Below are 12,616 nucleotides of genomic sequence, written 5' to 3' on the forward strand. Positions count from 1 at the left end.
AAAAAGTGCTTACTGCCAGGAGAAAGTCTCCACTAAATGGAGGATATCTTCCTTCACGTATTCGACGACGGGGGCAATGGAATCGGGGCGGACCTCCGTATCAAAGTACAGGGCACCGCGGACGAAGTGGGTCGTCGAATCCGTCAGGAAAAACTGGAAGGGGCTGGCGGCGGGGCCGGCAATATCAAAGGCCAGGCCGTGGACATCCGCCTCGTCGCGGTGGATGACAAACTCCTCAATGTTGCTCGCCCGGTCGTTGTGGACGCCGACCAGCTCAAAGGCTTCCTCGCGCAAAAACTCCCAGGTTTCTTCCGAATCAATCGGGTAATAACTGAAGTGAACGGACCCGTTCAACTCCTTATCGAGCCGCAGATCAAACCAACAACTATCCGGTGGGACGCGGTCAAAAAATAGCTCTTCCCGGACCAGCGATGTGGAGGTCGGCGCCTCAAAACTGAACTGGCAGTAGTCCGTAGTCACCCGCTCGTACACCCGCTCCGGATAGTTGACCCGGGGGTAGGAACGCGGCTTGGGGATGGGCAGCGCGCCGTCTCCGCAGGAGGAGCAGACAAGTAGTAAGGGAAGGAGGGTGGCGAGGAGTCGCATTTTTGGGTTTAGGGCAGTTTCTAGTTGCTAGTTTCTAGTAGCGAGTATCGAGTTGCAAGTATCGAGTTGCAAGTATCGAGTAGCAAGTGCGGTAGCGGAGCGAAGCGACTGTAACAGCGGAGCAAATCAAATATCAAATATCGTTTATCAAATATCGCATATCGATCAAATCCCTTCTTCCATAACCACCTCTTCCTCATTCGCTCCTTCCGGCAGCGTATTGCCGAGGTAAACGAGGTGATAACCGCCGGCGTCGACGTCGACGGTGGAGAGATCGCGGGGGATGACGTGCAGCATGCCATCGGGGTGCTTGAGGAAGAGCGGGACGATGACCTTTTCGGTATTGGCCGCGACGAGCAATTCGGCGAATTCCGTATTGCTAAAGAGTTCCCGTTCGTGAACGACGGACATCTCCCGGTTAGCATCGCTGAAGTTGATAAAATCGTCGCTGTAGCTGAAAATACCGTCGTCGGCGGCTTGGTGGCGTTTCTTGAGTTCGTCGGCGGTAATCAGGCGGTAGGCGCCGCGTTCGCCGAAGATGGGCGTGTAGCGGGAGAGAGCGTAATCGTTGACCTCGTTGCTGCCGGTGAAAGCGAGCATGTAGCCGACGTCGAGCAGCTCGTACTGTTCGGCCAGGTCCGTATTGTAGATGTTGGCGACGATGCCCGTCAGCCCTTTTTCCTTGGCCTTGGCAATGTTGCTGCCGTTGCTGTCCACGACGTACACGTTGCGCCCCTGCTCCTTGATGTAGCTGGCGATCGTAAGGGCAAAATCGTTACCACCAAGGATGAGCACCCCGCTGGAAGTATCCTGAATAACGCCCAGTAAGCGGGCGACGAGGCGGGCCGTCGTAGCGTTCAGCAATACCGTACCGAGCACGATCATGAAGACCAGTGGCGTGATGTACTCCGCGTTGGGAATCTGCTCCTCCGCCAGCGTGAGGCCGAAGAGAGAAGCGATACCGGCCGCGACGATACCGCGGGGCCCGACCCAGGAAATGAAGAGTTTCTCCGGCGTACTCAGGTTACCACCAGCAGTGGAAGCGAATACACTGAGGGGCCGTAGCACGAGGGCGACGAAGGCGAAGAGGGTGATCGGTCGCCAGTCCTTGTAGAGCAACTGGAGCTCTTCCATATCCATGTTCGCGGAGAGCAAAATGAAGAGGATGGAGATGAGCAGGACCGAGAGGCTTTCCTTAAAGGAGAGGATCTCCTTAATGCGCGGGACGTCCTTATTCGCCAGTACGAGCCCCATCACGACCACCGCCAGTAGGCCGGATTCGTGGGCGAGCACGTCGCTCAATACGAAGACCATCAACACGTAGGCGAGGATGAAAACGTTGAGCAGGTAGTGGGGGACGGCGTCCCGCTTAATGATGTGGTACAGCGCCAATCCCGCCAGGAAACCAAGGGTGCCCCCGTAAAGCAGGATCTCGATAAAGGTGCCAAAGGCGTGGCCGGTAAAGGCCATCCCCCCTTCGGCGGAACGGATGAATTCGAAAACGAGGACGGCCACCAAAGCCCCGATGGGGTCGATGAGAATGCCCTCCCACTTCAGTACGGTCGAGACATTCTTATTCAGCGGGATATTCTGTAGGATGGGTGCGATCACCGTTGGGCCCGTCACGATAATAAGACCGGCGAAGAGGAAAGAGATGCTCCACGTCAGGCCCATGATGAAGTGAGCGGCGAGACCCGCACCGATGAAGGTGATAAGGCTACCGAGGGAGATGAGGCGGAGGATGGACCGCTGGGTCTCCCGTATTTCCTTGAGTTTGAGCGTGAGCCCACCCTCAAAAAGGATGATACCGATGGCCAGTGAAACGAAATAGAAGAGGCTACGGCCGGGGAAAAGTCCTTTGCCATCGGGCCCACCCGAAAAGATGGGGCTGATGAGTTTGTCGCCGGATTCCGTCCACAACGTGGAGAGCGGCCCTACGAGGAGGCCGAAGACGATCAGGGGCAGGATGGCGGGTACCTTGACCTTCCACGCGAGCCACTGCGCGAATATTCCGAGGACGATGATGCCTGCTAATTCTTCCATTTACCGGGTGGGTTCGGCCGGCCGTTTTGTACGGCGGCGCTACTAAAATAAGTGCGGGCACTCCCCGGTGGGGAAGTGTCCGCAGAAGTAAGTTCATTCCGTGACCGCTCGTTTGGTACGGGCGTGATCACGTCAACAGGGAAGATAATAATTATCCGCCAAACATGCTGCCGAGGCCGCCGGGGAGGAGGCTGTTCATCATGTTTCCGGCTTGGCCTTGTTCGTACTCGGCGGCTTTTTCGAGGGCCCGGTTGGTGGCTACGACGAGGAGGTCTTCGAGGCCTTCGGTGTCGGTCAGGTCGATCTGTTCGGTATCGATCTTGACGTTGGTGACCTCGCGGGCTCCAGTGACGGTCACCGTGACGGCGCCACCGCCGGCTTCGGCGTCAAAAGTTTGGGCGGCGAGTTGCTTGGCCATTTGTTCCTGCATTTGCTGCATCTGGCCCATCATGTCTCCTAACATAGTGTACGTGTTTTAGTGCAAGGTAAAGGACTGAGGCCCGCCTTTAGTTGAGCGGCCGGGATGGATAAGCGGCACGAAAAAGGCCGAGCCCTCCGCGAACGGAGAACTCAGCCTTCTCGATAATCAAACGACTTGTGCGCAAGCGATGCGGCTTACTGGCCACTGCGGGCACCGCCCCGACGGCCTCCGCCGCGCTGGCCTTTGCGTTCTTTCACTTTAGCCTTCATTTCCTCCTGCTTCGCTTCGTAGACCTTGGCCTGCTCCGGCGTGAGGATGGCCTTGAGGTCCTGCTGCTGGCTTTCGCGGATGGCCTTGCCATTTTCGCGGACCTCCTTGCGCTGCTCCTTGGTGGCTTCGCGGACTTCGACCATTTCCTTGGCATGCTTTAGGTTAACGGCCATGACCTTTTCCTGCTGCGCTTCCGTGAGGTTCAGGGCTTTGGTCATGCGTTTGGTCTGCTGCTCGGCGATCTGCTCCGGGGTGCGCTCGGCGCGTTCGGGGCGGTCCTGCAGGCGGGCCTGGCGACGCTCCTGGTTCTGGGCGTTGACGGTGGTGGCCGTAAAGAGAAGGGCCAATGTGAAGAAGAATAACTTGAATGACGTTTTCATCGGTTTATGATTTTGATGATGCGGAATAACTCTAACGGTGAAAGCGTATCGCCGGTTGCTTATTCCCTAATGCCCTTCAAAGATGCGGGGAGGGGTGGGGGCGGGCAATTATTTTCAACGAACTGGGGGAGTTTGTCAATGAACGGCATGGATGTTGGTGCTATTTTCAACAAGAAGTAAAGGAGGATAAGGAGGTATAAGAGGTAAGGTGTTGAGACTTTGGCTTGGTTTAGATCACTTTGTGTTTTTGTGTCGAGCCCGCTGCAGGCGATAGTAGCTTCTTTATATTCAGGGAGCAAGCGTTCATTGATAAGTTCCATGCGTTCGTTGAAGAAATGCCGTTTTTAGTGCGCTTGGCCCCAACTTTACCGCCCAACTCAACTACATGTTTCGCAAAATTCCCCTCCTGCAAGTATTGCTGCAAGCCCTGGCCTGGGCGGCCGTATGGTTCCTGGTGTTCTTTGTTCTGACGGGAGCTTTCGACAATCCGTGGCGGTACATCAAGCGGATCTGGCCGGCGCTGGTGGGGATATTTATTGTGGTGACGGTGAATGGTACGATTTTACTGCCCAAGCTCTACTTCCGGAGCCGGACAGCCTATCTGTTAGTGGGCTTGGTATTGGTGATCGGCTTATCCATCTTACTGCACTGGGCTTATCCTTTGCTGAGTGGCTTCAACGGGCGGAGTGCCGGACAGCTACGGGGTGGCGGGGGAGCGGCGGCACTGCGTTACCTTTTGCCGCTAGGATTGGCCTTTTTCGGCTCCGCCCTCTTTGCAGTGACAAAGGTGGCCAACGAGCAGCAGCGCCGGGTGCTGGAAGTGAACGGGGAGCGATTGGCGACGGAGATGAAACTGTTGAAGTCGCAGATCAACCCCCACTTCCTGTTTAATAGCCTCAATAATATCTATACCCTCACTTTGCTGCAGGATGAGCGCGGGCCGGAGAGCCTGCTGCGCCTGTCTAATATGCTACGCTATATGCTTTACGAAGCCGAGGGCGATACGGTGCCGCTTTCGCGGGAGTTGGATTACCTGCGCAATTACGTCAACCTGATGAAGTTGAAGGACAGTGCCGGGCTTAACGTGCGGCTGGAGCTGGATGCGAGCCAACCTAATTTACCGGTGGCGCCGCTGCTCTTCATCACCTTCGTGGAGAATGCCTTCAAACACGGACGGATCGAGGACGTGGCGGAGGGATACATTGATATTAAATTAAATACGGATGCTGGTGGCAAGGTGGATTTTACCGTCACCAATAACCTTCCCCAACAAGATGGGCCGAAGGATGACGTTGGTGGTATTGGCCTCGATAACCTCCGCAAGCGGCTGGCCCTGCTCTATCCCGATCGGCATACGCTGCGGGTGACTAACGATGGAACCACCTTCACCGCCCACTTACAACTCCAAACCCGATGAATACCCTCAACTGCCTGGTCGTGGACGACGAGGAACTGGCCCGCCGGCTCGTCATCAATTACTGTGAACGGGTGCCCTACCTCAACGTCGTCGGGGAAGCCGCTAACCCACTCATTGCGTCCCAACTTTTGCGGGAACATGACGTGGACATCCTTTTTCTGGATATCCAGATGCCGGAGATGAAAGGCACCGATCTCCTGCGGACCCTTCGCCACCCGCCCGCCGTCATTCTTACGACGGCCTATTCCGAATACGCACTCGAATCTTACGAGTTGGACGTGACGGATTACCTGCTGAAACCCTTTTCTTTCGAGCGTTTCCTCAAAGCGGTAGGGAAGGTGTCGGAGTCGCGGCCCGGCCCTGTCTCCCCCATTTACTCCGCACCCGCGGCAGCGCCCGAAAAATCGTACCAACTCGTCAAATCCGAACACAAACTATTTCGGATCGCGCACGCGGATATCCTGTACGTGGAATCCGCCCGCGAATACGTGATTTACCACACTGCGACGGGGAAAACAATGGCACTCGGCTCCCTCAAAGCGCTGGAGGAGAGCCTGCCTGCTAATTTTATGCGTATCCACAAAAGCTACATTGTAGCGAAGGATAAGGTGGAGATGCTGGAGGGGAACCAGGTGAAAGTGGGCGCGAAAATGTTGCCGGTGGGGGGCAGTTATCGGGAGGTGGTGAAGGGAACTTTATTCGAAAAATAAGGGGCAGGTAATTATTTAACCTGATAAATAAACCCACCCCGGGAGGGGATAGGTAATTCCGAATTAATTGGATACTCCGCGCCGGAAAGGACGTCCTTCAGTTGAGTGGCCTCGGTAAGCATATCCGCGTAGCGGGATAGATCGAGCATCTGATTTTCGGCCTTATTCAGTACGATCATGTATTTCTCCGTATCGGTATAGCGGAAATAGACGTAAGCCCCGTCGTGCTGCGGGGCGAAATGCATCAATTGGCCGTGGTGAATGGTGGAAGCCGTTTTGCGCCAGTTAAGGAGTTGGCGGAGCCAGTCTTGTTGTTCACGAATTTCAGCGGATAAGCCCGCTCCGGTAAATCCGTTTGTGGCGTCACCCGCCCAACCGCCGGGGAAGTCGGTGCGGATCACGCCGTGGTCGCCCGGATAATCGGTGTTCTGCATGAGGATTTCGGTGCCATAGTACAGCTGAGGAATGCCCCGCGTGGTGAGGTGGTACACCAGCGCCGCCCGCCAAAGGGCCACATCTTCGTCGACCTGCGTGAAAATGCGGTCCATATCGTGGTTGTCGGGGAATACGACCAGGTCGTGGGGGTTGGCGTAGAGGAAGTCGAGGGCCAGGGTTTCGTAAATCTTGATGAGTCCGGTGCCCCAGGTTTCCTCCTCGCTGAGGCCAGCCTGCACGGCCATTTGGAGGGGGAAGTCCATCAGGCTCGGGAGCTTGCTGGCGTAGCCGTCGTGGTTGTCCTTACCGGCCTGCCAGTAGGAAATGATGGCGGGTTGGGGCGACCATTCCTCCCCCACGATACTCATTTCCGGGTACTCGCGGAGGATGGCGCCCGTCCAGTCCACCAGGAAGTCCTTATCAGAATAGGGCCAGGTGTCCACGCGGAGGCCGCCGAGTTGGGCGTACTCGATCCACCAGAGTGCGTGCTGCGTTAGGTAGGTAGCCAGGTGGGCCTGGCGCTGGTTGAGGTCGGGCATGACCTGGACGAACCAACCGTCCGTGTGTAACTCAGCGTCGGCGGGCGCGGCGTAAGGATCCTGGACGGTAGTCCGGCGGTGGTTGGTCGGTTTGAACTTGTTGCCCAGGTTGATCCAATCTTTCGTTGGCGGGTTGGTGGCAAAGGGGTGGTTGAAGCCGAGGTGGTTGGGGATGATGTCCATGATCAACTTCATCCCCCGTTGCCGGAGCCGCCGGCTGAGGTCCTGGTACTGCTCGTTCGTCCCGAAGCGGGGGTCAGTTCGGTAGCTGTCCGTGGTGGAGTAGCCGTGGTAGCTGTACTCGGCCATGTCGTTCTCCAGCGTGGGATTGAGCCAGAGGGCGGTGACGCCCAGCTCGTCGAGGTAGGAAATGTGGTCGATGATTCCTTTCAGGTCACCGCCGTGGCGGCCGCCGGGGTTGTTGCGGTCCACGGTGGTTTCCCGAAGGCCGGCCACTACGTCATTCTCCGGGTCGCCGTTGGCGAAACGGTCGGGCGTGATGAGGTAGATGACGTCGCTCTGGTCGAAGCCCTCGAGGGTGGTCGTTCCCTTTGCAGATAGTGGGTATTGGTGGGTGGTGACGAGCCGGTCGCCCGCGTAGAACCGCAGAGGTATAGTGCCCGGCTGGGCCGCTTCCGTGAGGTGCAAACGAACTATGAGGTAACTCGAATTCTCCAAGCTCGTGGTGCTGACGACGTGGACGCCGGGGTAGTCGGTGGTTACGTGAAGGCCCCTGAGGGATTTGCCGTAGATGAGTAGTTCTACTTCGGGGTTTTGGAAGTTGGTGAACCAGTTTGGGGGTTCGATTTTTTGGATGGATTGGGCGGGGAGGGTGGTGGCAGCCAGAAAAAGTAGCGCTAGGGAGCAAAGTAATCGGTAAGGATACATTGGGCTAAAATAAGGGTTAGTAACGGGCACCGGGTGTCAGAGCCACCGGGTGGAGTGGCTTGACCTAACAAACAATAGCGGGAATTTTGGACGGCGGAGCCATCCCCCGCGAATATGTGATCTACCATGCCGCGACGGGGAAAACGATGGCGATTGCCTTCCTCAAAGCGCTGGAGGAAAACCTGCCGGCTAATTTTATGCGTATCCACAAGAGCTACATTGTGGCGAAGGATACGGGGGAAATACTGTTAGGAATCAAGTAGAAACGACCGCAAAAATGCTGCCAACAGGAGAGGAGTTATCGAAAATCGGTGAAAAGAGAGTTGTTCCGAAAAGAAACAGCGCTCACACTTACCAACTGTAGCCCAAGCCGACGAACACGCCTTGGTACCAACCACTGAATTTGCGGTCCGCGTCCTGGGTTTCGAGCGTGCCGTTGAAGCGGCCAAAGGCGATACCGCCGGTAAAGAAGAGGAGCCGAGCTTCTGCTCGGAGGCCGTAGAAAAGGGCGGAGGATTCGTCGCCCGTCTGGTCGAAACTGGCGTTATTATCGGTGCTGTAGCCGGCTTCAAAGCCCAATTCCAGATCGTGCAATCTGCTTTTGGTGAAGGAGTAACCGAAGCCCGTTTTGAAGATGTCGCTCTCCGTTGACTCGCTCCGGAATTGCCCGTACCCCAGGGACATGCTCATATTACGGCCAACGTGAAGGCCCAGCTCATAAGTAAGTTCGTCAATGTTGCCGTCCACGTCGGTATCGTAGTCGCCGCCGTCCGCGAATTCGCCGCTTATGACCTCCCGGTACCCCAAATTAGCGCGGACACCCGTAAAGGTCCCGTTGTTGAAGCCCTGGGAAAAGCGCGAACCCATCTCGGCGTACTGCGCCAATTGCTGTTGACGCAGTTGCTCTTCCCGTTTCTGTTGCTGCCGGTAGGCCTCGTTACGTTCGCGCACGATGTCCGTAACCGGATCGCCAGTCGAACCGGAACTGCTGCTACTTTCGGAAGAAGAGCTGCTGCTGTTGCTGTTGGGCGACGAAGACTTCTTAGTACTTGAACTGGAGGAGGACCGGCTGGGGGAACCACCCGAAGATGAACCACCCAGGGTGATCCCCTTTTTGCGCTCGGTGGCGCGGATGTCGGCTATTTTATCATTCCAGTAGGTGATCATCTGGTCGCCGGATCCGCTCTTCGTACAGTTATCGTAAATGATCTGGCACTGGCGGAAGCGCTCATCTTCGAGGTCGTTGAGCCGCCGTTGTTTAGAGAGAATGATCTCGTAATAGGTGATGGCGGAAGACTTATACTGCTCAAAGAGGGCGTCGTTATCGTACATCCCTGAGGCTTCCGACTGCGCTTTTTTCTCGTATTCGTCAATCTCTTCGAGTAGGGCAACACGCCGCTCCTGGAGGTTTTCCCTTTCGGCATCCACCCGGGCCTTGGCCTGTTTGTAGGCGGCTACGTCGCGCTCGAAAGAACACATGCACTGCGCGTACGAGGAATAGCTGGCGTCGCACCAGCTGGAGCTACCGTCCGGCAGGGCGTAGGTTACGCCTTCCTCACGTAGGCCCTGGCAGTCAGCAACGGGGTACTTGATGTCCTGGGCGGAAAGGCCGGTGAGGGAAAAAACGACAAGTAGGAGAGCGGCGAAAAACTTCACGGATGACGATGTGGAGGGCCGCACTTCTCGGTGAATACGTAAAATGGGCCCGGATCAGGATTGATGCCGCCCGGAAGTAGCGAGGCACGTTTGCACGTTACGTGTTCGGACGGCGATTGCGGCGCAAATGTACTGTTTGCAAAATGGCGTCCAGGCCCGTAGCGAAGAAACATACGACCCGAAAACGACAAACTGAATGGCTTCAGTAATTACCTCGGGCCTAGCCCCATCACTCACTCTTCGTCTTCGGTCCCCCTTTCTCTAGATCTTTCTTCGCCGCCAACAAATCCTTAGTAGCCTGCTCCAACTCCTTAATATTCGCCTCCGTCTGCTCCACGGCGGCGTCTTTCTTCTCGGATTTGGACTTACCCCGGCGGCTACGTTTGCGCGTGGGCGTCGCTTCACTCTTAGCTTTCGCTTCGGCCTTGGCTTTTTCTTCCAACACCGCCTTGGCTTCCGCGGCGGCTTCGGCGTCCACCTCAGTGGCGGGTTCTTCGGCGGGGAAGGGGTCCTTGCTGAAGACGAGCTGCTCGGTCCCCGACCCGGCACCCGCGACAGCGCCTTTGTCCACGTCGGTATAAATGGTGTCGCCAGCGACGAATTTGCCGCTGATGAGGTCTTTGGAAAGCTCGTCGGCGAGGTCGGCCTGGAGGACGCGTTTCATCGGGCGGGCACCGAATTGGGGGTCGTAACCGCGGTCGGCCAACCAGTCGAGGGCGCGGTCGCTGATCTTGATGATCATGCCCTGGCGGGCGAGCATTTTTTCGGTCTTGCGCAGGAGGAGGCGGGCGATTTGCTTGATCTCGTCGCGGGTGAGCGGGAGGAACATGATGCGCTCGTCGATGCGGTTGAGGAACTCGGGGCGGAGCTCGTCCTTGAGGGTTTCGAAGACCTCCTCGCGGGTGGTATTGATGATGTCGTCGCGGTGCTCGGGCCCGACGCTGGCGAGGTCCTCAAAGTTTTCGAGGATCTTATCGGCGCCCATGTTGGACGTCATGATGATGATCGTATTCTTGAAATTGGCAACGCGGCCGCGGTTGTCCGTCAGGCGGCCGTCGTCGAGGACTTGCAGCAGAATATTAAAGGTATCCGGGTGGGCCTTTTCGATCTCGTCGAGCAACACGATCGAGTAGGGGCGCTGGCGCACGGCCTCGGTGAGTTGCCCGCCCTCGTCGTAACCCACGTAGCCGGGAGGGGCGCCCACGAGGCGGCTCACGGTGTGGCGTTCCTGGTATTCGGACATGTCGATGCGCGTGATCGCGTGCTCGTCGTTGAACAGTACTTCGGCGAGGGCTTTCGCCAATTCCGTCTTACCAACCCCAGTTGAACCGAGGAAGATGAAGCTGCCAATCGGGCGATTTTCGTCCTGCAAACCAGCGCGGCTGCGGCGCACGGCGTCGGCCACGGCGCGCACGGCTTCGTGCTGGCCGATGAGGCGTTTGTGGAGTTCGTCCTCCAAACGAAGGAGTTTGTCGCGCTCGGATTGAAGCATGCGCTGGACGGGGATGCCGGTCCAGCGGGCCACCACTTCGGCGATGTCGTTAGCGGTCACTTCCTCATTGGTGAAGCGCTTTTCGTCGGGCAATTGCTCGAGTTCCTTCTCGGCGTCTTCGATCTGCTTGCGGAGGTCGGCGAGGTGGCCGTAGCGAATTTTGGCGACGGTCTCGAAGTCGCTGGCGCGCTCGGCCTGCTCGGCGAGTTGCTCCATCTCCTCCATCTTTTTCTTGAGTTCGGAGCTGTTGTCGACGAGGTTTTTCTCGTTCATCCAGCGGGCGCGGAGGCTGTCGCGTTTCTCGCGGGCGTTGGCGATCTGTTGCTCCGCGATCTTCAGTTTGGGGGCGCTACCCTCGCGCTTGATGGCCTCCTTCTCGATCTCGAGTTGGCGCACGGCGCGGTCGGCCTGGTCGATCTCTTCCGGCACGCTGTCCAATTCGAGGCGCAGGCGACTGGCGGCTTCGTCGATGAGGTCGATGGCTTTGTCCGGCAGGAACCGGTCGGAAATGTAGCGGTTGGAGAACTCGGCGGCGGCCACGAGGGCTTCGTCGAGGATCTCAATTTTGTGGTAGACTTCGTAGCGTTCCTGCAGCCCGCGGAGGATGGAAATGGTGTCCTCCACGCTCGGCTCGTCGATGCGCACGGTCTGGAAGCGGCGCACCAGGGCCTTATCTTTTTCGAAGTATTTCTGGTATTCGTCGAGCGTTGTCGCGCCGATGGTCCGCAGTTCGCCGCGCGCGAGGGCGGGTTTGAGGATGTTGGCCGCGTCCATCGCTCCGTTGCCGCCGCCGGCGCCGATGAGGGTGTGGATCTCGTCCACAAAAAGGATATACCGGCCGTTGGATTCGTTGACTTCCTTGATGATGCCCTTGAGGCGTTCTTCGAAATCACCCTTATACTTCGCCCCGGCGAGCATGCCGGCGATGTCGAGCACGAAGATCTTCTTGTCGGCCAGCGATTGGGGCACGTCGCCCTTCACGATCCGCCAGGCGATGCCTTCCACGATGGCGGTTTTGCCCACGCCGGGTTCACCGATGAGCAGCGGGTTGTTCTTCTTCCGCCGGCTCAAAATTTGCAGGAGGCGGCGGATTTCTTCGTCGCGGCCCACGATGGGGTCGAGCTTCCCGTTTTCAGCGCGCTCATTGAGGTTTAGGGTGAATTTTTCGAGGAGGTTATAGGTGTTGTCCGTGCTCGGATCGGTCACCGTTTTGCCCTTCCGCAGTTCCTGGATGGCGCCGCGGATGCCGTCGTTGGTGGCACCCAATTCTTTCAAAATCCGCGCTCCTTTATCGGATGCGCCGGAGATGATCCCGAGCAGCATCAGTTCGATGGAGATGTACTGGTCGCCAAAATCCGCCAGCATCTTTTTGGCCTTGGCCAGCGCCCGGTTCGCGTCATTACTGAGGTACTGTTTCGTGCTCCCTTGCACCTTGGGGTAGTCGCGCAGCGCTTCCTTCACCTCGCGGCGCACGGCGTCCGTACTTACGCCCACTTTCTTGAAAATGAAGTCGGCCACGCTCTCGTCCACGGTCATGATACCGGCGATGAGGTGGGGCGTATCGACCTGTTGCTGGTCCATCTCCTTAGCGATCTTTTGCGCTTGGATGATGGCTTCCTGGGCTTTGGTGGTGAAGTTTTCGTACGTCATAGGGTGAAGATAACTAGTGGGGTTGGGATGTGGTTCGCACTTTCATGGCTCCGCTTATTTGGAGGTGGGTTGGCTTGCTTTGTTGGTTGTTTTTGGGCGCTGCCGCGGG

Annotated in this window: 10 protein-coding genes; 3 read left to right on the plus strand and 7 right to left on the minus strand. The window is 57.3% G+C overall.

The genetic code is table 11. The features are described from left to right. Positions 1-9: 9 nt before the first annotated feature. The 4 genes from A3850_RS05890 to A3850_RS05905 all read right to left on the minus strand — a co-directional run bounded on the left by A3850_RS05890 (position 10) and on the right by A3850_RS05905 (position 3,720). Complete coding sequence (locus A3850_RS05890; RefSeq protein ID WP_068214956.1) at positions 10-606, minus strand: hypothetical protein; 597 nt, start codon at positions 604-606, stop codon at positions 10-12. A 165-nt stretch (positions 607-771) separates the two neighbouring features. Continuing rightward, positions 772-2,649 carry a sodium:proton antiporter gene (locus A3850_RS05895; protein WP_068214957.1) on the minus strand — a complete coding sequence of 626 codons (1,878 nt, stop codon included), beginning with the start codon at positions 2,647-2,649 and terminating at the stop codon, positions 772-774. A 151-nt stretch (positions 2,650-2,800) separates the two neighbouring features. Continuing rightward, entirely contained in the window at positions 2,801-3,112 is a 312-nt protein-coding gene (locus tag A3850_RS05900; protein ID WP_068214958.1) for a YbaB/EbfC family nucleoid-associated protein, read from the minus strand. A 152-nt stretch (positions 3,113-3,264) separates the two neighbouring features. Then, positions 3,265-3,720, minus strand: a complete 456-nt coding sequence (locus A3850_RS05905; RefSeq protein ID WP_068214959.1) for a hypothetical protein — start codon at positions 3,718-3,720, stop codon at positions 3,265-3,267. Positions 3,721-4,105: 385 nt separating this feature from the next. On the opposite strand from A3850_RS05905, the gene A3850_RS05910 reads away from it, so the two are divergent. Continuing rightward, positions 4,106-5,137, plus strand: a complete 1,032-nt coding sequence (locus tag A3850_RS05910) for a sensor histidine kinase (RefSeq protein ID WP_068214960.1) — start codon at positions 4,106-4,108, stop codon at positions 5,135-5,137. After that, positions 5,134-5,847 carry a LytTR family DNA-binding domain-containing protein gene (locus A3850_RS05915; protein WP_068214961.1) on the plus strand — a complete coding sequence of 238 codons (714 nt, stop codon included), beginning with the start codon at positions 5,134-5,136 and terminating at the stop codon, positions 5,845-5,847. The genes A3850_RS05910 and A3850_RS05915 overlap by 4 nt, the downstream gene beginning before the upstream one ends. Positions 5,848-5,858: 11 nt before the next feature. Here the strand turns inward: A3850_RS05915 and A3850_RS05920 are convergent, their stop codons facing one another. Beyond that, entirely contained in the window at positions 5,859-7,709 is a 1,851-nt protein-coding gene (locus tag A3850_RS05920; RefSeq protein ID WP_068214962.1) for a glycoside hydrolase family 13 protein, read from the minus strand. A gap of 86 nt (positions 7,710-7,795) precedes the next feature. On the opposite strand from A3850_RS05920, the gene A3850_RS19220 reads away from it, so the two are divergent. Further along, positions 7,796-7,972 (plus strand): LytTR family DNA-binding domain-containing protein, encoded by a 177-nt coding sequence (locus A3850_RS19220; RefSeq protein WP_082921644.1) that lies wholly within the window; start codon positions 7,796-7,798, stop codon positions 7,970-7,972. 88 nt (positions 7,973-8,060) lie between these two features. Here A3850_RS19220 and A3850_RS05925 read toward each other — a convergent pair whose 3' ends face one another. Both A3850_RS05925 and A3850_RS05930 read right to left on the minus strand, forming a co-directional pair. Further along, positions 8,061-9,365: a hypothetical protein gene (locus A3850_RS05925; protein ID WP_068214963.1), complete on the minus strand. Its 1,305-nt coding sequence runs from the start codon at positions 9,363-9,365 to the stop codon at positions 8,061-8,063. Positions 9,366-9,594: 229 nt separating this feature from the next. Continuing rightward, positions 9,595-12,507: an ATP-dependent Clp protease ATP-binding subunit gene (locus tag A3850_RS05930; protein WP_068214964.1), complete on the minus strand. Its 2,913-nt coding sequence runs from the start codon at positions 12,505-12,507 to the stop codon at positions 9,595-9,597. Between the last annotated feature and the right edge of the window lie 109 nt (positions 12,508-12,616).

It is taken from the genome of Lewinella sp. 4G2 (assembly GCF_001625015.1).
In the GTDB taxonomy this organism is placed as follows: Bacteria; Bacteroidota; Bacteroidia; order Chitinophagales; family Saprospiraceae; genus Neolewinella.

Excerpts from the sequence above, each read along its gene's own strand:
- A3850_RS05890 (WP_068214956.1), bottom strand. The coding sequence starts at position 606 with ATGCGACTCCTCGCCACCCTCCTTCCCTTACTACTTGTCTGCTCCTCC.
- A3850_RS05895 (WP_068214957.1), bottom strand. The coding sequence starts at position 2,649 with ATGGAAGAATTAGCAGGCATCATCGTCCTCGGAATATTCGCGCAGTGG.
- A3850_RS05900 (WP_068214958.1), bottom strand. The coding sequence starts at position 3,112 with ATGTTAGGAGACATGATGGGCCAGATGCAGCAAATGCAGGAACAAATG.
- A3850_RS05905 (WP_068214959.1), bottom strand. The coding sequence starts at position 3,720 with ATGAAAACGTCATTCAAGTTATTCTTCTTCACATTGGCCCTTCTCTTT.
- A3850_RS05910 (WP_068214960.1), top strand. The coding sequence starts at position 4,106 with ATGTTTCGCAAAATTCCCCTCCTGCAAGTATTGCTGCAAGCCCTGGCC.
- A3850_RS05915 (WP_068214961.1), top strand. The coding sequence starts at position 5,134 with ATGAATACCCTCAACTGCCTGGTCGTGGACGACGAGGAACTGGCCCGC.
- A3850_RS05920 (WP_068214962.1), bottom strand. The coding sequence starts at position 7,709 with ATGTATCCTTACCGATTACTTTGCTCCCTAGCGCTACTTTTTCTGGCT.
- A3850_RS05930 (WP_068214964.1), bottom strand. The coding sequence starts at position 12,507 with ATGACGTACGAAAACTTCACCACCAAAGCCCAGGAAGCCATCATCCAA.